Source organism: Bacillus sp. JJ1609 (genome assembly GCF_036967045.1).
Lineage (GTDB): Bacteria > Bacillota > Bacilli > Bacillales > Cytobacillaceae > Mesobacillus.
Window position 1 is genome coordinate 49,787 of the sequence record NZ_JBALSS010000028.1, and the last position, 20,561, is coordinate 70,347.

A 20,561-nucleotide genomic window follows, 5' to 3' on the forward strand; every position below is an offset into this window, starting at 1 on the left:
AAAGCGAAGCGCCTGGAATGGAAATCAACAGTTAACGTTAACAGAGCCAACCTAAAACAAATAAGCGAAAGGACAAATAATCATGTCCTCTCGCTTTTTTTATCGTGATTGTTTGTATGGATTGATTTTCGCCACAAATGTACGAAAATCAATCTTCATCCTTAATATCAATATCCTCCGGTACTGGTTCGCTCAAAATTTCCTCTACCAGCTTTTTATACTTCTCTACCTGTTCCATATGTGTGTTGAATTGTTCCTTGTAAATTAGATATTGGTCACCATCATGAATCGCCCTGATTTTCTTTTGGAAAATCAGATTTTCGATTTGTGGTTCTGGCATCGATAAATATTCTGATGTTTCTTTTAAAGTCATATACAAGTTATTTCATCCCTTTATTGATCTTTTTTCAGCAAGCTGGTCAACAAGCTTTTCCGCTGCTCTTCTATAAAAATTGCTTATATTGATAAGCGATGCAATTAATAATACTGATTCAAGCTCCTCGGGATTCTCTGCCTCAAGCTTTTTGACCTCAGCATTCACTTCTTGTTCCGTTTTCAGTACATCCTCATTGAAAATCTCAATGTTTTTCTCATGAAGATTTAAATAGCTTCTGTAAAATTGTTCTAACTGCAGCTCCCCGGATTCTGCTCTATCGTTGATGCCGCCAAGAGTTTGTTTTATATCCTGAATGGACAGTCCGCCTTTTAGCTGATAAATCAAGCTGATCAGGATCAGATGCTCTTTCGAATATTTTTTATTTTTAATAGGGAAGAATAGCTTCCCTTTCGCATAATTGTTAATCATCGTCTTTGTCAGCACTTTGTCCTCATCATTCCTGGTTGAGCTCCCAAAACTCTTCTCAAACAATTGAATGACTTGGTCCATATACAAATCGATTCCGGGTATATCCTCCAGCGCGATATTATTTTCAAGGCCAAGTTCGGCGAGCAGGTCTGCTATATTACTCAAAGTTTATCCCTCAATGTTTTTCTTTTATTATAACGCAAAAAAAAACTAACGTAAACATTGACTACATATCATTACATGTATATCATTATAAGTAGTTATTAAAACTACATCGTGAAACATGGAGGGATTTCAATGAACAGTTATATTCGGGAACCAATCAATGGCCTTACCCATTTGGGGGGTGCATTACTGTCTTTTGCCGGGCTGCTTGCACTTGTGATAAAGGCTTCGCTTACTACTGGTTCAGCACTGGCTATTACCTCGGTCACCATTTTTGGTATTAGTATGATTCTTCTCTACACGGCATCAGCAACCTATCATATGGTTATAGCTAAGGACTGGGTGATTGCGTTCCTCAGACGGATTGACCATTCAATGATTTTTGTATTAATCGCTGGATCGTATACACCCTTTTGCCTGATCAGCCTGAATGGAATGACAGGATGGACTTTATTCGCCATCATCACCTTTGCAGCATTATGCGGCATCCTGTTCAAGATGGTTTGGTTCAAAAGTCCAAGATGGCTGTCTACCTCCATCTATATCGTCATGGGATGGATGGTCATCTTCGTCGTCTCTCCACTTTCATCTGTTTTGAGTCCAGGAGGGATTTTCTGGCTTGTTGCTGGTGGGGTTATGTATACAATTGGCGGAGTGATATACGCATTGAAGCCTGACTTCCTGCGTTCTAAATATCTCGGTTTTCATGAAATTTTCCACATCTTTATCCTGCTCGGAAGCCTTGCCCATTTCCTCAGTGTTTACCTTTTTGTTTTATAAAAAAATGTGCCTGTTCTCCAATTCAGAGAGCAGGCACATTATGTTTAACTTACGTTTTTCACATTATTATCGTTATATCTCTTATGGAACCCTTTTCCATAGTAAAAAGCAGTCAGCAGTCCCAGCCATAGAGGCCCTATGAAAAGAGCGACCCTCGTGTCAGGACTGAATGCCATCAGGACGATGACAAATGCCAGGAAGGCTAATGAAAGATACGAAGTGAATGGGAATAATGGAAGCTTGTACTTCAGCTTTTCCACTTCATTCTCCTTCAAACTTTTTCGATAACGAATCTGTGACAGGAGAATAATTGCCCAAGTCCAGATTGCCCCAAATGTTGCAATGCTTGTCACCCACGCAAAAACTTTTGCCGGGACGATATAATTTAAAACTACTCCGATCAGCAGTGCAGCCGCAGATGCCAAAATTGCAAATCCAGGTACACCATTCTTAGTAAGCTTGCTGAATTTTTTCGGTGCTTCATCATGATTTGCAAGGTTGAATAGCATTCGGCCAGTGCTGAAAATCCCACTGTTGCATGAAGATAGTGCAGCTGTCAGCACAACGAAATTAATGATTCCCGCTGCTGCAGGAATACCTAATTGTTCAAAAGTCAGTACAAACGGGCTTCCCTTCGAACCAATTTCATCCCATGGATAAATGGACATAATCACGAATAATGCCCCTACATAAAAAATCAGGATGCGCCAGAATACCGAATCAATCGCCCTGGCTAGTGATTTCTCGGGATTCTTGACTTCCCCGGCAGTGACACCAATCATTTCAATTCCCAAATAAGCAAACATGACCATTTGCAGGGACAGAAGGACACCCTTTATTCCATTCGGGAAAAATCCGCCGTTCTCCCATAGGTTTTGGATTCCTGTAGCGATACCGCCATTGCCGATCCCCCAAATAATCATACCGGCTCCAGAAACAATCATGGCAAGAATCGTCACGATCTTAATCAACGCAAACCAGAATTCCAGCTCCCCATAAGCTTTTACAGCCAGGAAGTTAACCGAGGCCATTATGATGAGGGCAGCAAGTGCCCAAATCCAGCGTGGAGTCTCTGGAAACCAGTATTCCATATAAATGCCGACAGCGGTTATTTCCGCCATACCGGTAACAATCCATAGGAACCAATAGTTCCAGCCGGTGATATATCCAGCAAGCGGTCCGAGGTAGTCTCTTGCATATTTGCTGAAAGATCCCGCGACTGGCTTCTGAATCGCCATTTCGCCAAGAGCCCTCATGATAAAGAACATAATCATTCCGCTGAAAGCATATCCAAGCAAGATTCCTGGGCCAGCCAGCTTTATTGCCGATGCGGATCCAAGAAATAGCCCGACACCAATTGCCGCACCTAACGACATAAGTGTGATATGCCTTTCCTCCAGCCCGCGTTGCAGTTCATTTCCCTGTGATGTTTTCATGCTGTCTCTCCTCTACTAAATATTTCGGATGACTAAATTGTTATTGTTTTAATAATAATTATACCCGGACTAATAGTTGAATCTTTCGATAATTCTCTGGATAAGAATAGCACTTATAAGAATGCAACCCCTTTACTATACACAAATGCGAATGATTCAAAACCTTATTTTTAGAAAATTATTATTCTTATAAAATTTCCTTTCGCCATTTTACCATGAAATCCAGTCTATAAAAATATGAAAATTTTCTCATAATAAAAAAAGCCTTTCTAACCCCATAAATGGTCGGAAAGGCTGATAGATCTCTAAGTTGACAATAAGCGCCAGTTAATAGAACATCCGTCGTCTTTGTTTAGGAGCAGGCTGGTATTTCCTCATAGGCCCGTAGTCCAGTACTTCTTTTAAGTAAAAATCACCATTAGGGTTCTGCTGCTTCAGCAGTTCTGCCAAATATGTAATGTCATCCATTGCCCGGTGCGTCTGGAATTTCGATATATTATGAGCCTGAAGCAATGTAAGCAGCTTACTGTTCGGAAATCCGTGGTTTTTCCATTGCACGTTCTTCATTGTACAATACCATCTCATCTCATTCACTTCAGGATACATCCTGAACAAAAAGCTGCGATCGAATGAGGCATTATGTGCAAAGATTGCATCCGTTCGATTAAAGTAATCCATGATTTTTTCATCATAAAACGTCTTTCCCCTTACCATGTCATAGGAGATACCATGGATTCGATAAGCACGGTCATAATTATTTTGCGCGGATCTTGAAAGCGGCTCTCGCAAATACGAATCCTCATCAATGATCTCGATAATTTCTCCTGTTTCTTCGTTAAAAGAAAACAGCTTCAACGCCAATTCAATAATTTCATCTGAATCGGGACCCAATCCAGTTGTCTCCACGTCCACTACCAATCCTAACTTATTCTCACTACTCAAAAATGTCACCCTTTTCAGCTGAAATATAGATCTATCAATATCATATAGCAGGAAAATCTTTAATTCCAGCCAAACACAGCAGGATGAATTTTTTTCCAACCGAATGCCTTATAACTTTCTATTTATCTCCAATCTGCCTGCAGTATTCTTCATGAAAATTTTCAGCATCGCAAAGCCGATTGCAGCACCGGCAAGTGAACTAATGAAAAACGCCGGTACAAGACCGAACAACGCTGCTTCATTTCCAAGAAAACGTGTGGCGATTGGATAGCAGGCGATTGCACCTATAATCCCCGTGCCAACTACTTCTCCTGCAAAGGCAAAAAATATTTTGTTCGTTTTTTTAAATAAAAAAGCCGCCAATAACGCGCCAATCATGCTTCCCGGAAAAGCAAATACAGAGCCTGTGCCCATCAGGTTCCTTAAAAGGGAAATTCCAAATGCCTGGGCAACAGCATAGTACGGCCCTAACAACACCGCGGACAGTACATTGATAAAATGCTGCACGGGAAAGACCTTCACAATCCCCAGTGGGATAAACAACAGGTGGCTTGTCAGTGTTCCAATAGCCATCAACATCGCTGTCAGCGTAAGCTTGTGGGTACTTTTCATGTTAGCCTCCATTCTTTATTTTTTGAGGATGGACCTCCCAAAGATGATCTTTATTGAAAGATTTTTTGTCTTAATCTGGATGCTGCTTCCTTAACATTGTCTGCCTGGCTGATCGCGGTGATGACAGAAACCCCAGCACCGCCAGCTTTTATAACAACTGATGCATTTTCTGCATTGATTCCCCCTATCCCTACGATCGGGATGTTAAAGTCTCTTAATTCCTCTATTAGGACAGTCCCCTGGACCGCCTTCGCATCTATCTTTGTTTGCGTCGGAAAAATCGGTCCAACACCGAAATAATCCGCGCCTGCATGTCTAGCTTTTTCAGCTTCCTTAAGATTGTGTACTGATACACCAAGAATCTTATCGCCTATCCTTTTGCGGACTAGTGCTGCATCATCATCCTCTTGGCCAATATGCACTCCATCCGCGTCCAATTCGATAGCCAATTCAATATCATCATTCACAATAAACGGGATGCCGTTTTCCTTACAGATCCATTGCAGTCTTTTACCCAGTTCAAGTTTTTCTTTAGCTTGAAGGCAGCCCTCTCCCTTTTCGCGAAATTGAAAAAGTGTGACCCCGCCTTCTATAGCCTCAGTTAAAACTTTTTCAGGAGCCTTCAGGCAGTTCGTACTGCCTGCTATAAAATAAACCTTAAGCAAGCTTTCCATATGTTCCGGACTTATCCTTGTCATGGCGTCAGCCTGCTTTCTACTTTATTTTTAAGATTAAAGGCCCAATGGTTCGTTGGCCCATGCCCATTGCCGATATTTAACGGCTCCGCGATCGCGGCCTGAATGAATTCCTTCGCCACAGATACCGCTTCATACACAGCAGCTCCCTTCGCAAGCTGGGCGGCAATCGCTGCTGAAAACGTGCAGCCGGTTCCGTGAGTGTTTCTTGTATTCATTCTTGGTCTCGAAAATATTTCAAATTCTGTGCCGTCAAAAAGCAAGTCAACAGATTCTTTCGGATTATCATCATGACCGCCTTTAATGACCACATATTTTGCTCCGTTTGCATGAATCCTTCTGGCAGCTTCCTTTTTGTCATCGATGATTTTAATCGACATACCTGTCAGGACTTCTGCCTCCGGAATATTAGGGGTAACCACTAAGCAAACAGGCAGCAGATACTTTTTCATTGCCGATACAGCTTCCTGCTGAAGAAGAGGTGCTCCGCCCTTCGCAATCATCACTGGATCGACAACGACCTTATCCCAGCGGAATTGCTTTATTTTTCCAGAGACAGCTTCAATAATTTCGGCATTGAAAAGCATCCCAGTTTTCAATGCATCAACGCCAATGTCTTCCCCTACTGATTGAATCTGTTTTGCGACAGCTTCTGGCTCCATCGGGTAAACGCCCTGGACGCCAAGAGTGTTCTGGGCTGTTACTGCTGTCAGCGCAGACATGCCAAATACCTTCAGTTCCTGAAATGTTTTCAGATCAGCCTGTATGCCTGCCCCGCCGCCGCTATCAGATCCTGCGATTGTCAGAGCTTTAAACATTTTCTTTTGTCCCCCTTTTGGTAAAAGAACTATAGTTTAGGATGTCATCTTCGTTTACTTTGTACAGTTGATCTAGAAACTCTACTTGGAAGCTGCCAGTTCCCTTTTCTGCAGATTTTTCTGCTGCTCTTTCTGCTGCTACCCCATAGATGACAATTGCTGCAGCTGCTGCAGTGAGCGGGTTTTTTTCGACTGCCGCAATCGCGCCAATGACTGAAGTTAGCAGGCAGCCAGTACCGGTTACCTTTGTAAGGATCGGATGTCCGTTATGGACAATGAATGTCAGCTTTCCGTCGGTGATGATGTCATCTTTTCCAGTTAGCGCAACGACTGTATTCAATTTTTTCGCGGCAGAAACAGCAAGCTCGATGACATCCCCAACTGCCTCGCCAGCGTCCACGCCGTGAATATCCCATTTTTCACCGGCCACATTTGCGATCTCGGCTGCATTTCCTCTGATAATCGAAATCTCCAATTCTTCCATAAGCTTCAAAGCAGTTTCAGTACGATAAGCCGTGGCCCCTGCGCCGACCGGATCAAGAATGACAGGCACTCCATGCTCATTTGCTGCTTTTCCGGCAATCAGCATCGACTCAACCACTGTCGAATTCAAGGTTCCGATATTTAGCACAAGACTCCCTGCCATTGCGGCCATTTCGGCAACTTCTTCAGCAGCATAAGCCATGACTGGCGATGCCCCCAGCGCAAGCAAGCCATTGGCGGTGAAATTGGTGACAACGACATTCGTGATGTTATGAATCAGCGGTTTTTGGGTGCGTACCTTTTTTAGCAAACTAACGACCTCTGATTTTTCCATGACAATTCCTCCTTTTGATTACTGCGAACTAACCTCTAAGTGCAACGTAATTTAAAACTAGGGACTTCCTTTTAACTTCTTGTTCTTCTATTTCCAATTCTCTTAGTCCATGACAAGTCCGCCATCAACTACAAGGTTTTGCCCCGTAACCGCTCGCCCCCATGGAGATGCAAAAAATACAACTGCATTTGCAGCTTCAGCTGGGTCCGTTACTTTTCTAAGGGGGGTCGATGACTGGATCAACTGGAAAACCTCCTCAGAAGTAGCGGAGCTTGCGTCTGTTGTTTTTAGCAAACCGCCCGAAACCATATTGACGGTGATGCCATATTTGCCAAGATCATTCGCCATATTTCTGGTAAAACCAAGTAAGGCCGCTTTGCTCGTCGTATAGTCATGATAGGCGACAACAGGGTTCTGGAATAGGTTTGTGCCAATGTTTATGATTCTCCCAAACTGGCATGTTTTCATATCAGGAAGTCCGGACTGGATGGTATTCAACGCTCCTCTGATGGCACCTTCAAGCTGAGCATGGTAATCCTCCCAGCCGACGGAAAAGGCATCCTTATTCGTAACAGGGTCGAACTTGAAGCTGACTAGAGCGTTATTTACCACGGTGGTAATCGGTGTTCCAAAGTGCTCCTTTGCCTGCAAGAACATGTTTTGAACCTGTTCGGAATCCCTCACATCCGCCTGGACAGCTAGTGCGGCATCCCCAATTTGTTCGGCTAGCTGCCTTGCTTTTTCCTCGCTTTGAAAATAGTTGATTACGACTCTCGCGCCTTCTCTTGCAAAAGCCTTAACCGTTTCTGCACCCAATCCTCTGCTGCCGCCAGTTACTAGAACTACTTGATTTTTTAATTCCATTTTTTTAACCTCCTTAAAATAAGGCTTTGTTAAATTAGACTGTTGATATTTAACACAGCCAAAACATAAAAAAGCCAGATCCATAATAGGACCTGGCTTAAAAGCAATGTAAGGGAAAAAAACATCTCTCACTACTTTCCTACGCTGGTATTACCCAGATCAGGTCCAAAGGGTCAAAAAACTAATGTTTTCCTCTCAGCCCAACACAGGGCTCCCCTAGTAGTACAACGAATATTTAATTAATTTCATAGTAGCCTTAACATTTATATATGTAAAGGGATTTGATTTTATTATTTTTAAGAACAATTTTTATAACCCAATACAAATTGTGTTCAATCAGATATATGATAATATGAAAATATACTCAAGAATGGGAGATGAAGGGAATTGAAAAACGAGATTATTGAAAGATTTACTTCTTATGTAAAAGTAGATACGCAATCAAATGAAAACAGTGAAAGCTGCCCTTCGACTGAAGGCCAGTTAACGCTTGCCAATATGCTTGTGGAAGAATTGAAAACGATCGGCATGGAGGACGTCACGATTGACGAGAACGGTTATGTGATGGCCACGCTTCCTGCCACTACAGATAAAGATGTACCGACGATCGGCTTTCTTGCTCACGTTGATACAGCGACTGATTTTACTGGAAAGAACGTCAATCCACAGGTCATCGAAAATTTTAACGGCGATGCAATTGTCCTGAATAAAGAGCAGGATATAGTTCTATCACCTGAGGATTTCCCAGAGCTTCCGCAATATAAAGGGCACACATTGATCACTACGGATGGCACTACCCTTCTTGGAGCCGACAATAAAGCTGGCATTGCTGAAATCATGACTGCGATGGCTTATTTGATTAAGCATCCAGAAATTAAGCATGGCAAGATCAGGGTTGCTTTTACACCTGATGAAGAAATCGGCAGAGGACCTCATAAATTTGATGTAGCAGCGTTTAATGCTAAATTCGCTTATACGATCGATGGCGGCCCGCTTGGCGAACTGGAGTATGAAAGTTTTAATGCAGCAGGTGCGAAGCTAACGTTTAAAGGGAAGAATGTACACCCGGGTACAGCAAAAGGAAAAATGGTCAACTCCGCGAAACTCGCGATGGAATTCCACAGCATGCTGCCGGCAGAAGAAGCTCCAGAACATACGGAAGGATATGAAGGCTTCTTCCATTTAAGCTCCATTACTGGCGATGTTGAAGAAACGAAACTGCAATATATCATCCGCGACTTCCACAGTGACAGCTTTCAGGCTCGAAAGAATTTGTTCGAGAATATCGCTAGCGAACTGAAGGATAAGTACGGTGAAGGCCGCGTCCACCTGGAATTGAATGATCAGTACTATAATATGAAGGATAAAATCGAGCCAGTTAAGGAAATCGTCGACATTGCATACGAAGCGATGGAAAACCTCGGCATCAAGCCGATCGTGAAGCCAATCCGCGGCGGTACAGACGGCTCCCAGCTAAGTTATATGGGGCTGCCTACACCAAACATCTTCACAGGAGGCGAAAACTTCCACGGCCGATTCGAATACATCTCAGTCGACAACATGCTGAAATCCGTAGAAACAATCGTCGAAATAGCCAAACTATTCGAAGCCAAAGCATAACACTTTAACACACCACCGCGCCGGGGGTCAGACCCCCGGCACTTTAACGCATAACCGCACTGGGGGTCTGACCCCCAGTGCTTTAATGTGTTAAATCGGTCTGTGGTCTTAGGTGGATTTAATTCTGTGGGGCATTGGTGGGATTTGGTATCTGCGTTATCTTAGATATATAGATTGATTGAGAGGGGAAACGAAAATGATAAAGCGGATTTTGGTTATTTTTTTGATTATTACGGGTGCGTATATCGCGATGAATTATTTGTTTGACGGGAACGGGAATACTCTTTCAAAGACGGAGGATTCTGCTAAGGTTTCAAAGGACATCGAGAACATCTCGATCGATATCTCCAGTGTCGCAACGACAATTGTACCTGAGGAAAGAGATGATGTCCGTGCAGAGCTAAAAGGCAAGGGTACTGTTTCTGTAAATAAGCGTGGGGATGACATTGAAGTTTCAGTTAAGCGCAAAGGTTTCTTCTGGTTTAATTGGTTCGAACTTGATAACACGGCATTAACCATTTATATACCAGAGAATTATGACAAAAATATGGAAATTAAGCTAGGATCAGGCGAGGTAACATTTAAAGGGAGCTCCATCCAGGATCGCATGGAACTCGATACACTTTCGGTCGAAATAGGCTCAGGAAGCATGGTGCTGAAAAACCTAGATGTTAAAGCTCTGGAGCAGCACATTTCCTCAGGTGAGGTCGAGATCAATTCCTTATCAGCTGAAACAGGTACTTTTGAGGTAAGTTCAGGGGATGTAAATGTACAGAACTACACTGGAAAACTTGATGCCGATGTTTCTTCAGGTGATTTGGAAATCCAGATGGATGAATTGAAGGATTCCATCAGCTTAAACGTGAGTTCAGGGGACATCAAACTGGATCTGCCTGATGATGCAGAGTTCACATTAAACGGAAAAACGAGCAGCGGAGATCTATCATGCGACTTCCCGCTCGAAAATAAACAAGAAAGCGACAAGCGCCTTAGCGGTAAGCACGGCAACGGAAAATACAAGATAGACGCTGATGTTTCCAGCGGTGATATTGAAATCTTTTAATAAGAAAAAAGCCTGAACACCAGCAGATTTGCATGGAGTCCAGGCTTTTTTTCTAAAGATGAAAAGCCTAGAATATATAGGTCTTCCGCTTAGCATCTGAATTTCCAGTATCATAAAATGCCAGCACAAGCTTCGTATAAATAACATTAAACATTTATACTCTTTTACTTTAATTCTCTTTACTTTAAAATTAGTTCAAAGATATTCATTCATTTCCACCTCCCAAGGAGTGCGGTTATGTTTGAACTTTTTATTTACCATGCTTGAACAGCTCTGAATTATTGTGACAATTGCTTTCATTTACATCGATAGGAGGTTGAGATTGATATGAAAATTTTAATTGTAGGCGCCGGAGCGATTGGCGGTTATTTTGGTGGACGACTTTTGGAAAAAGGCGAGGACGTTACGTTCCTGGTTCGTGAAAAACGCAGGCAGCAGCTCAGGGACAATGGCCTTATCGTTGAAAGCGTTCATGGAAATATGCACAACGCTGAGCCAAAGACTATTTTAGCTGGAGAAAATGCTGAGCCCTTTGATGTGATTTTAGTCTCTACCAAGTCTTATCATTTAGCGGGTGCGATGGAAAGCATTCGTCCTTATGTTGGCACCGAAACGTTGATTCTGCCTTTGCTGAATGGCATTGCCCATCTTGATGCCTTGACCGAAGAATTTGGTGCGGAGAAGGTTTTGGGAGGGTTATGCTTTATTGAAACGACTCTCGACGAGAATGGCAGAGTGATACAGACAAGTCCAATCCATGATCTTGTTTTTGGTGAAAGGAACGGTGAAAAAACTGAAAGGATTATGAAGCTTCAGGCGGCTTTTGAAGACACGAATGCGAACTTCCGCCTTTCAGAAAACATTGAGCAGGAAATGTGGCACAAATACTTATTCATCACCTCGCTAAGCGGTATCACCTCCCTGTTCAGATCTCCGATTGGACCGATCCGGGAACAGCCGCAAGGGATGGAAACAATCAAAAACTTGCTGCATGAAACGATCAATATCATGAAAAGCTTAGATGCACCGCTTGCCGAACAAGTTCTTGAGGCGACCTTGGCGAGGATGAATGAAATTGGCTATAGCATGAAATCCTCCCTTCAGCGGGATATGGAAAAATCATTGCCAACAGAAGGAGACCATTTATTTGGCTATCTATTAGAAACTGCCATCAAATTAGGGCTTTTAGCGCCTACATTGTCTGTGATTTATGCCAATGCAAAAATATATGAATCAAATCTAGGCTAAAATATCTGATGCCTGCCCCTTAGCTGGAGCAGGCATCTTTACGTTCTAAATCATTCAACCCCAGGAAACCACCCAGGTGTATTGACGATTGCCTGCCACAGCGGATCGGGTACAACAAGGCGAGCCTGAGCTCCAAGATCGATTTTCGTCTCAATTACAGCTTCCCTGCCGCTTTCTACTTTTTCAACCCAGTCTGGGTCGATAATCAGTTCACGTCCTAAAGCAATCAATGGGACGCCTATTTCAAATGCTTTCAGCACTTCATCGGCACTATAAAGGGAGCCGACGCCGATAACAGGAACTTTCTGGCCAACTCGCTCCTGTATAATTTCTATTCTTGAACGCTCATCCTCTACGCCTCTTTTTGGCTTTGACCAGAAATCATTCAAAGATACGTGCAGATAATCAAGATTTTTATCTGCTAACGCATCAATCAGCTGTAAAGTGTCAGCCATTGTGATACCTGGTGTTTCTGGTTCCTCAGGCGAAAATCGATATCCGACGATAAATGGCTCCTTTGCATGCTGGGTGGTCACTTTTTTCACCTCGTCTACAACCGCTAGCGGAAATGCCAGCCTCTTATCAAGAGAGCCTCCCCACTTGTCCTCGCGTCGGTTGGAATGCGGTGAAAAGAACTGCTGAATCAGATAGCCGTTAGCGCCATGAATCTCAACTCCATCAAAGCCTGCCTCAATCGCACGGCGTGTCGTTTCGCCAAAAGCAGCAATGATGGTTTCCACCTCATCGCCGCTAAGTGCACGAGGTGCTTTTCCATTCCCGCGCTCTGAAGGAACATCACTTGCACTTACGATTTCACCATTCGGAACAAGATCCGGAGGACATTCACGTCCGCCATGGAAGATTTGCAGAACGGCTTTTGCTCCCTGCTCCTTGATTGCTGAAGCCAATTTCTGCAGGCTTGGAATCATTTCATCTGTATCAGCCCCAAATTCACCTTTAAAGCCCTTTCCATCTGGTGTTACATATGTACATGCTGTAACGACCATACTGACTCCATTGGAGCGGCGGGCATAATAGTTAACCTCGGCATCAGTAACGCTGCCATCCTCGTTGGATGAAAAATTCGTCATCGGCGCCATAACAATCCGGTTCTTTAAGCTGATTCCATTCGGAAAAGTATACGGTTCAAATAAGCGTTTGTACTTTGGATTCATACTAAAAGCCTCCTTCTTTAACATACTAAAGTGTAATAACCTTATATCCATTAAGGTAAACATCCTTGGTTATTATTTGCTTTCTGACCGAAAAAAAACAGCGGAACCCCAATCCGCTGTTAAGTATTATTTGCTAGTTTTAGCAATTGCATTTTTGATTGCCTCAGCCTGCTGTGTCATATTACCTGTCCCTTGAAAGTGCAAATACATAATCCTCGGTTCTTCGAAGAACATGTGATTATGCAATGCGGATATATCTATATTTCCTTTTCTCAATTCACCTATGACTGGATTAACTTCTTCCTGCAGCAAAGCGAATTCACCGATGACTGCAGTCTTATTATTCACTTTCTCAAATACCAAATTGAAAACCAGTTCCATTGTTTCAGGTGATAACTTATTCCCAATGTGTGTCACATTCGGACTCTTCCGCACTATTTCAACCTTGCAACTCCCTCCTCTGATTTCACATCAGTTTGAAAGATGTTTTTTAATGCATCACAATCCGCCTGGCCTGCAGCATGGGTTCCGGCAGGTAAAAACATCGTAAAAAACAGCGCTGCTGCCATGATTAATTTTTTCAGGTTAGCCACTCCTTTTAGTCTTTATCATGCCAGATTATCTGTTGGATATTCCCGTTGTGCTAGAATGCGTACTGGTAAAAAAGTGAACTAGCACATTTTAAACTGAGTATGGTTTCACTAGTTTATTTTCGAGTTGGGTTTCTTTTTTCATCAGATGAACCCGAATTTTTCTACAAGTGAATACATTTCTACTGTCATCTGCATTCAAGCTCTTGACCAACCCCTGCTTATTATCATTTTAGATCGTTCTAGTACTAGTTGAACGAGTTTAATACCAGTTGAATCAGATATAATACCAGTTGAGGGGAGTTTAATACCAGTTGGAATAGATATAATACCAGTTGCATCGAGTTTAATACCAGTTGGATTAGTTATAGTATTTATTGAGCCGGTCTTATTTCCAGTTGAGCATCATCCCGCTTGTTTCCATTCCCAAATGAGCATTGTTCCGCCGTTGCAATCGTTTTTTCTCCAATTCGAGCATTTCCTTACCAATTAAAAAAGCATCCTGCTATTGCAGAATGCCTTCAAGGTCCATATTTTTTTTCAATAAATCTTCCATTGCATCCGGAGGCAGAGGCCTGCTGAAATGATATCCCTGTCCGATCATACAGCCATTTCTTAATAAAAATGCTACTTGTTCCTGTTCCTCGACACCTTCTGCGATGACATCAAATTGCAGGTTGTGTCCCATATCAATGATGGTTTTAACCATTGCACCCTGGTTGGCGTGATGGATAATGTCATCAACAAAGGATTTATCAATTTTAATTTTATCGATTGGCAGATGCTTCAATAAGCTTAAGGAAGAATAGCCTGTCCCGAAATCATCGATTGCCAGCGTGACGCCGAGCTCCTTTAACTGGTTCAAGAGCATCGCTGTATTTTCGCTGTTCTGCATGATGCTTTCGGTAATTTCAAGGTCTAGATAGCTTGGATCCAATCCAGTCTGGTCAAGGATTTGTTTTACAGTATCAATGAACCTGTCTTCCTGAAGCTGCCGCACAGAGATATTCACCGATATAGGGATCGAGCTGTACCCTTTATCATGCCACTCCTTATTTTGAGCAGAAGCCTTCTGCAATACCCACTTTCCAAGCGGTACAATCAATCCTGTTTCTTCAGCAAGTGGAATGAACTCTCCTGGAGAAATGATTCCATTTTCCGGATGCTGCCAGCGGACGAGTGCCTCCACCCCGATGATTTTCCCCGTCGCCAAATTCACCTGCGGCTGGTAATGCAGCATTAGCTGGTCCTGCTCAAGCGCTTTCCTTAAACCATTCTCCAGTTCCATTTTCCTCGAAGAAAGACCGTGAAGCTGATCTGTGTAAAATTGAAAATTATTCTTACCGCGTTCTTTTGCAAGGTACATCGCAGTATCTGCATGCTTGATCAGCGTTTCCTCGTCCTGACCGTCTCCCGGAGCCATGCTGATCCCAATACTAGGGGTAACAAAGAACTCCTGGTTTTCGACGTCGATCCCCTCCGAAAATTCCCCTAGGATCCGTTCGGCGACTTCAATCACTTGAGCTTTATTAAGGCCTTTGAGTAAAATAATGAATTCATCGCCGCCCTGCCGCGAAACAAGCCCTTTGTCTTGCACGGCACTTTTCAGCCTGCTGGCAACTACCTTCAATAAAAGGTCACCAACCCGATGGCCCTTTGTATCATTAATGATCTTGAAGCGGTCAAGGTCCAAAAATAATACCGCTAGCTCTTGATCGCCATTTTTCAATGCTGCGTTCAGGTGCTTCCTGACCATATTCCTGTTGGGAAGGCCGGTGAGGACATCATAATAAGCCATATATTTAATCGTTTTTTCAGCTTTCTTACGCTGAGTGAGATCTCGGCCTACGATCTGTTCCGCCATCCTGCCTTCGTATAAAATCGGCATCGCAGACATCTCTACATCAATTTCTTTCCCATCCACCTGGGTCGCCTTAAATTCGAACCATAATTTCTCCTCGAAATTTTCATCAATCGTCAATTCTCGAGTTTTGATCTCAGAAAGCACCTCGGCAGGAATCAAATTGGAAATCGGCTTTCCTACCAACTCAGCAGGACTTCCTGCTTTAAAGAGCTTGCAGCCCGCTCCATTGATGTAATCGAGTTTTCCCCTGCTATAAACTGCAATCAAATCAGGCGACATCTCGACAAGGCTTCGGTAACGTCCTTCGCTTTCCTGGCGATCGGTAATATCAAATAGCACGCTCGTAAAATCAACAAAGTCACCGTTTTCATCCAGCACCGGTATTCCCCTGTCCTGAATCCAGCGGACTTCGCCATCAGGGCGGATAATCCGATAAATGCTGGTGACCGATTCGCCTTGGGCGAAACCTGTTTCCCTTAGGGTTAATATATGGTGATCCTCAGGATGGATGACCTTTTTCCAGAGTGTGCTGTCTTTATAAAACTCTTCTGAAGAATACCCATATAATTTCTCTATTCCCGATGTAATCAGGAGCGTATCTGTCTTCAAGTCATGAGACCAGATTGCAACATCCAGAGTATCAAAAATACTTTTCAGCCTTTTCTTATTATCCTGCAATTCCTCCGCTGTATGTTCCATCCCTCTAAACAAGCGGATGATTAACATCATAAAAATAAAGGTGACACTTATATCGATAAGAGTTCCGATTACTTCACTAATGGAAAAAAAGAATGAAGTGGCCCAATCAATCAACTCTTCAAGCAGAAGAAAAACAATAATATAAAACGCATTGTATTTATGAATTCTCCCATCACTGCCCATTAACAGTTTCCCCCATGTGCCCAGCTGCAGATTATTTTCTAGTATGTATTGGTCTCTATTTTTTCCAAATACTCTAAAACCTTCTCAAAGGCAGATAACTGCCATACAAGAAAAAGAGCAAATGAAAGCTTGCAGCATAATCTTGAAACAATCATACTTTTTAACAGATGTATATTATTAACATATCAAATAACATAGCAATGGCACAACGAGATTATTACAAATGAACTAGAATTTTGAATAATATTGGGTGAATTAAGGGACTTTTCGATATTTTTGTCATTATTCAGGATAAAAACCAGATTTGTGATTTTACGGTTTATTATTGGATTGATTTGCATAGACTTCTCGAATATGGTCTGAAGCCTCATAATTCAGAACTAAATACATAAAATAATACACTTCTTGGAAAAGCCCTATAACGCTTTTCCAAGAAGTGTCGAAAGTTCACTCTTCTTTTCATTTAAATAGATTTTATCCAGTTCTTTTAATTCCTCCGAATTAAATTTCTCGAGGCTGTAAATAAAGATTTCCTAAATCATCTTCTTGCCTGTCTCGTCTGCATTTTTTCCAATCAATAGAAACGAATCAATGAGGGCAAGCAGGATAGAAAAGTCCTGCTTGCCATAGTGTACGATTTGATAAAACGATAAATAAAGAATATCTTTTGTTCTCTTTTTCAGCCTGATGACTCGTGGCTGTTTATCAGTATCATAGTAAGCGATCTTACCTTACGCATATCCTACCAGTTCCATAAACCCTATACCTTCCAGTGCTTTTCTTTTACCACTAGGAAGAATTTCAATGCCTTCTGCTCTGCACGCCCCCTCCCAGATTCCCTGGATGGGCCCGATGATCGGCATCTCCTGGTTTGGAAAGACTGCTTCAACGTGAAGTTCAATCGCAAACTCCGGTATACTTATCTGCCATTCTACTGGATATCTGGCATTGGTTTTTAAACTTTTCCAGTATTTTATTTTCTTAAAAGTTATATCCCTCGTGAACCGGATGGTTCCATCCTTTTCTACTATATTCGCCATCGAAGAATCGGGTTTGCCCGAGGTCATTTCATTTAAAAGTAGATCGCGGCCATCGCTAAGCTGAATCCCAAACCAATTCCATCCTGACCCTTTTGCCAATGAATAATCCCTGCCCCATTGATGGTCGAACCAGCCTTGGCCTTTCACATTTTCCGTTCCATTCTCCGTTTTTATTATTCCCTGCACCTTGTTCCGGGTAAAAGAATAGTAGTATAGATCATCCGGTTTCCCGTCGCCGCCAATTAACCCAACTTGCTTGAGAGGGGTGAATTCAAGCTGTACCTCTGAATTCCTTTCTTTTAAAAAAACTTCAAAAGCCTCCTCGTTTTCCCCCTTGAAGGTAAGTTTATGGCTGCCATAATTCAAAACAGTCGGATTTTCTATGATATTAGTATTTTTAATATGAGTATGAAGTGAAGGAATCTCACCCTTTAATAGGCATTTATACAGCTTCCACATTCTATAATCTGTCGGGTGGAGCAGCAGGTGGAATGGCAGATAAATTGCCAGCATACCCATTTTCAATTTCCAATCGATACTCGAAAAATTAAATCGTTTTTTCCTATTTAAATCAATCAATGTATGGATTATATAATGCCCCTTGCCGATTTCTAGCTCGCCGACACGGAAAAAAGAGGCCATAACTGCATATTTCCCACCCCTGTCGCCATTAAGATGAGCGAAAAAGTACCACCATTCGATATTGGAATCATTATGAGGGCGCACATCCTTTGGCAGTGAAATTCCATCCATTCGTTCATCATTCATCCCAGCACACACCTTCTGTTTTTAGTAAGGTATGCATGCGCGGGCTAATGAGGGACTATGAGATGTCGGTTACTTAGATGGGCTGCACGAACGCAGGAAAAAAGAATCCTTGGTGCCCAGATATCATTCGTATCATCAATCGCTTGAATTTAACCACCCAGTGGCATATTCTTAAGGATATATAATTCAGATTTAAGGATGGGATTAAGCTGCGTATCAATAAATTCATTAGTGAATCAGGAAAGGCGTCCAGGCGCGGTGCTGACCGGCTGATTGAAGAAGGCCGCGTGACAATTAACGGGAAGGTTGCTAAAATCGGCAGCCAGGTAGAGCCCGGGGACGATGTGAGAGTGAACGGCGACCAAATCAGGATGGCTCAAAATTACGTTTATATAGCCCTGAATAAACCTGTTGGCATCACGAGTACGACCGAGAAACATGTAAAAGGAAATATAATTGATTTAGTCAATCACCCGCTGAGGATTTTTAATATTGGCCGACTTGATAAGGATTCCGAAGGCTTGATCCTCCTGACGAATGACGGCGATATTGTGAATGAAATCCTGCGTGCCGAAAACAAGCATGAGAAGGAATACATCGTTTCAGTGGATAAGCCAATCACGCCTGAATTCCTTAAAGCGATGTCAGAAGGCGTGAGGATTTTGGGAACGAAAACTCTGCCTTGTAAAATTGTCCAGCTTTCGAGATACGAATTCAATATAACGCTGACCCAGGGATTGAACAGGCAAATCCGCCGCATGTGTGAAGCACTCGGCTACGAGGTTTACAGGCTCCAGCGCATTCGAATCATGAATATTCACCTTGGTAATCTTCAGATTGGACAATGGCGCGACCTGACGAAGAAAGAGAAGAAGCAATTATTCAGCGAGCTGGATTATGAACCGAAGGAATGGTAAAACGAGGCTCGACTCCACGATTTATGGTGTAATAATGATAAGGATGCTTATCTTTTAAGATAGGAGTTTTTTTATGAAAAACAATAATACGATGAATCCCTTATCAGAGGATGAAATTATCACAATTTTGGTCGCAGCTAAAGGTATTATTATGTATGGAGGTAAAGGGCTTCTTGGCAAAATACTTGGAGGCTCTAAGGACAAACGGATTTTCACTGCAGACCTCCATCATTCGGAATCATATGGAGCATTTGAAGGCATGACACAAAAGGTGATCATGGAAAAAGTCGAATGGATGATCGAGAATGGCTATCTCACTACGGATGAAAAGCTTTCCCTGCTCGTTTATACTCAAAAAGGCTGGGATGTTGTCATCGAGGAACTCGCAGATGAGTTATATGGTGATTTTCGTCTTGCTGCTGAGTTTGGCAGGTTTGATTTTATAGAAGTGGTCCGAAGCCAGCCTCTTGACCTTCGCATGCTTCTTCTTGACGTCGTTGAAGAAGAGGACGACCCAGAATTAATAGAAATGCTGATACAATGGCTGGAGATTGAGGCAGATGCACCTATTCCTGAAAGGATTCATGAAGTCATTCAGAATTTGGACAAGTCTCATACTCATTCAAGTGCTAATAAAAGGAATTCGAATGATTTAGGTTCTGTTGAAGCCAATAAAAAATGGCTTTCTATTCCTGCAGATTTCCGCCAGATGCTGATTCGTAATGTTTTCTGCGGTAATTGCCTGGATACAGTCCAGATTGAAAAGTACATCATTAAAGATTTCCGCGATACGATTGTTCTTGAAGGTAAATGCAAAAAGTGCGGCAACAATGTCGCCAGAATAATTGATTAAGAATTACTTTTGAAATCATTGGTTTACTTTATCACCCGGTTTCTGACCGGGTCTTTTTTTACTCTAAAATTAGTTTGTATACAAATTATATTTACACAATCTAATTATCTTGTTATACTTATAAAAGGTAATTAAGGAGGATTTTTTATGGAAATGTCTATGGATAAAGCAATTGGCTCTGCATCGGTTCGCCTCAGCAAAAAGCTGACCCGGATCATTAACCTTCATCTAAAACCCTTCAGCATCACTACTGAGCAATGGAGTGTTCTAAGGACATTAAGTGAGTCAAATGACATTTCGCAGAAAGAATTATCCGAAAGAGCAGACAAGGACCAGGCGACTTTGACGAAAATACTTGATCTTCTAGAAAAAAACGACTTCATTGAAAGAGCGCAAAATCCTTCAGACCGCCGTTCATTTCTTATTAAGATCACCCATAAAGGTGCGCAATTAGTGAAAGAAGTTACCCCATATCTTGAGGAAGTTTTTGCGAAAATCACAAACTCTATTCAAGCTGAAAAGCTGGCAATCTATAAAGAGACAGTACTTTCTTTAGAGAAAAATATCGAAATGCTTTTGGAGGAAAACAAATAGAAAGAAGGCTAAT

The 20,561-nt window shown here is 42.3% G+C and carries 21 protein-coding genes and 1 riboswitch; of the genes, 7 read left to right on the forward strand and 14 right to left on the reverse strand.

Annotated features, from left to right (window positions below):
• Window positions 1-148 precede the first annotated feature (148 nt).
• Both V7654_RS19805 and V7654_RS19810 read right to left on the reverse strand, forming a co-directional pair.
• Window positions 149-373, reverse strand: a complete 225-nt coding sequence (locus V7654_RS19805) for an excisionase family DNA-binding protein (protein ID WP_335432560.1) — start codon at window positions 371-373, stop codon at window positions 149-151.
• Between the two features lie 12 nt (window positions 374-385).
• Entirely contained in the window at window positions 386-970 is a 585-nt protein-coding gene (locus V7654_RS19810; protein WP_335432529.1) for a DUF1836 domain-containing protein, read from the reverse strand.
• Between the two features lie 132 nt (window positions 971-1,102).
• On the opposite strand from V7654_RS19810, the gene trhA reads away from it, so the two are divergent.
• Window positions 1,103-1,750: a PAQR family membrane homeostasis protein TrhA gene (trhA, locus tag V7654_RS19815; protein ID WP_335432530.1), complete on the forward strand. Its 648-nt coding sequence runs from the start codon at window positions 1,103-1,105 to the stop codon at window positions 1,748-1,750.
• 44 nt (window positions 1,751-1,794) lie between these two features.
• Here the strand turns inward: trhA and alaP are convergent, their stop codons facing one another.
• The 7 genes from alaP to V7654_RS19850 form a co-directional block, all read right to left on the reverse strand.
• The gene (gene alaP, locus V7654_RS19820; protein WP_335432531.1) at window positions 1,795-3,186 is read right to left on the reverse strand and encodes an alanine permease AlaP; all 1,392 of its coding nucleotides are present in this window, start codon (window positions 3,184-3,186) and stop codon (window positions 1,795-1,797) included.
• 327 nt (window positions 3,187-3,513) lie between these two features.
• Entirely contained in the window at window positions 3,514-4,128 is a 615-nt protein-coding gene (locus V7654_RS19825) for an exonuclease domain-containing protein (RefSeq protein WP_335432533.1), read from the reverse strand.
• Window positions 4,129-4,236: 108 nt separating this feature from the next.
• On the reverse strand, window positions 4,237-4,740 hold the full coding sequence (gene thiW / locus V7654_RS19830; RefSeq protein WP_335432534.1) for an energy coupling factor transporter S component ThiW: 504 nt from the start codon (window positions 4,738-4,740) through the stop codon (window positions 4,237-4,239).
• 50 nt (window positions 4,741-4,790) lie between these two features.
• Window positions 4,791-5,438: a thiamine phosphate synthase gene (gene thiE / locus V7654_RS19835; protein ID WP_335432535.1), complete on the reverse strand. Its 648-nt coding sequence runs from the start codon at window positions 5,436-5,438 to the stop codon at window positions 4,791-4,793.
• Window positions 5,435-6,253 (reverse strand): bifunctional hydroxymethylpyrimidine kinase/phosphomethylpyrimidine kinase, encoded by an 819-nt coding sequence (thiD, locus tag V7654_RS19840; RefSeq protein WP_335432536.1) that lies wholly within the window; start codon window positions 6,251-6,253, stop codon window positions 5,435-5,437. Before thiD ends, thiE begins: the two co-directional genes overlap by 4 nt.
• Entirely contained in the window at window positions 6,246-7,070 is an 825-nt protein-coding gene (gene thiM / locus V7654_RS19845) for a hydroxyethylthiazole kinase (RefSeq protein WP_335432537.1), read from the reverse strand. The genes thiD and thiM overlap by 8 nt, the downstream gene beginning before the upstream one ends.
• 102 nt (window positions 7,071-7,172) lie before the next feature.
• A complete protein-coding gene (locus tag V7654_RS19850) occupies window positions 7,173-7,934 on the reverse strand; it encodes a 3-oxoacyl-ACP reductase (protein WP_335432538.1) in 762 nt (253 codons plus the stop codon).
• A gap of 119 nt (window positions 7,935-8,053) precedes the next feature.
• Window positions 8,054-8,162, reverse strand: a riboswitch (TPP riboswitch).
• 159 nt (window positions 8,163-8,321) lie between these two features.
• Here V7654_RS19850 and pepT point away from each other — a divergent pair.
• The 3 genes from pepT (at window position 8,322) to V7654_RS19865 (ending at window position 11,865) form a co-directional block, all read left to right on the forward strand.
• The gene (pepT, locus tag V7654_RS19855) at window positions 8,322-9,554 is read left to right on the forward strand and encodes a peptidase T (RefSeq protein WP_335432539.1); all 1,233 of its coding nucleotides are present in this window, start codon (window positions 8,322-8,324) and stop codon (window positions 9,552-9,554) included.
• 196 nt (window positions 9,555-9,750) lie between these two features.
• Window positions 9,751-10,617: a LiaG family protein gene (liaG, locus tag V7654_RS19860; RefSeq protein WP_335432541.1), complete on the forward strand. Its 867-nt coding sequence runs from the start codon at window positions 9,751-9,753 to the stop codon at window positions 10,615-10,617.
• Between the two features lie 327 nt (window positions 10,618-10,944).
• Window positions 10,945-11,865 (forward strand): ketopantoate reductase family protein, encoded by a 921-nt coding sequence (locus V7654_RS19865; RefSeq protein WP_335432542.1) that lies wholly within the window; start codon window positions 10,945-10,947, stop codon window positions 11,863-11,865.
• Between the two features lie 50 nt (window positions 11,866-11,915).
• Here the strand turns inward: V7654_RS19865 and V7654_RS19870 are convergent, their stop codons facing one another.
• The 5 genes from V7654_RS19870 to V7654_RS19890 form a co-directional block, all read right to left on the reverse strand.
• Complete coding sequence (locus V7654_RS19870; RefSeq protein ID WP_335432543.1) at window positions 11,916-13,040, reverse strand: NADH-dependent flavin oxidoreductase; 1,125 nt, start codon at window positions 13,038-13,040, stop codon at window positions 11,916-11,918.
• A gap of 126 nt (window positions 13,041-13,166) precedes the next feature.
• Entirely contained in the window at window positions 13,167-13,475 is a 309-nt protein-coding gene (locus tag V7654_RS19875) for a DUF1259 domain-containing protein (protein WP_335432544.1), read from the reverse strand.
• Window positions 13,475-13,609 (reverse strand): hypothetical protein, encoded by a 135-nt coding sequence (locus tag V7654_RS19880; protein ID WP_335432545.1) that lies wholly within the window; start codon window positions 13,607-13,609, stop codon window positions 13,475-13,477. The genes V7654_RS19875 and V7654_RS19880 overlap by 1 nt, the downstream gene beginning before the upstream one ends.
• A gap of 526 nt (window positions 13,610-14,135) precedes the next feature.
• Entirely contained in the window at window positions 14,136-16,376 is a 2,241-nt protein-coding gene (locus V7654_RS19885; RefSeq protein WP_335432546.1) for an EAL domain-containing protein, read from the reverse strand.
• Window positions 16,377-17,107: 731 nt separating this feature from the next.
• A complete protein-coding gene (locus tag V7654_RS19890; protein ID WP_335432547.1) occupies window positions 17,108-18,184 on the reverse strand; it encodes a lipocalin family protein in 1,077 nt (358 codons plus the stop codon).
• Window positions 18,185-18,393: 209 nt separating this feature from the next.
• On the opposite strand from V7654_RS19890, the gene rluF reads away from it, so the two are divergent.
• The 3 genes from rluF (at window position 18,394) to V7654_RS19905 (ending at window position 20,548) form a co-directional block, all read left to right on the forward strand.
• Window positions 18,394-19,101 carry a 23S rRNA pseudouridine(2604) synthase RluF gene (rluF, locus tag V7654_RS19895; RefSeq protein WP_335432562.1) on the forward strand — a complete coding sequence of 236 codons (708 nt, stop codon included), beginning with the start codon at window positions 18,394-18,396 and terminating at the stop codon, window positions 19,099-19,101.
• A 73-nt stretch (window positions 19,102-19,174) separates the two neighbouring features.
• Entirely contained in the window at window positions 19,175-19,954 is a 780-nt protein-coding gene (locus V7654_RS19900) for an RQC-minor-1 family DNA-binding protein (RefSeq protein ID WP_335432549.1), read from the forward strand.
• 147 nt (window positions 19,955-20,101) lie between these two features.
• Window positions 20,102-20,548, forward strand: a complete 447-nt coding sequence (locus V7654_RS19905) for a MarR family winged helix-turn-helix transcriptional regulator (RefSeq protein WP_335432550.1) — start codon at window positions 20,102-20,104, stop codon at window positions 20,546-20,548.
• The last annotated feature ends 13 nt before the right edge of the window (window positions 20,549-20,561 follow it).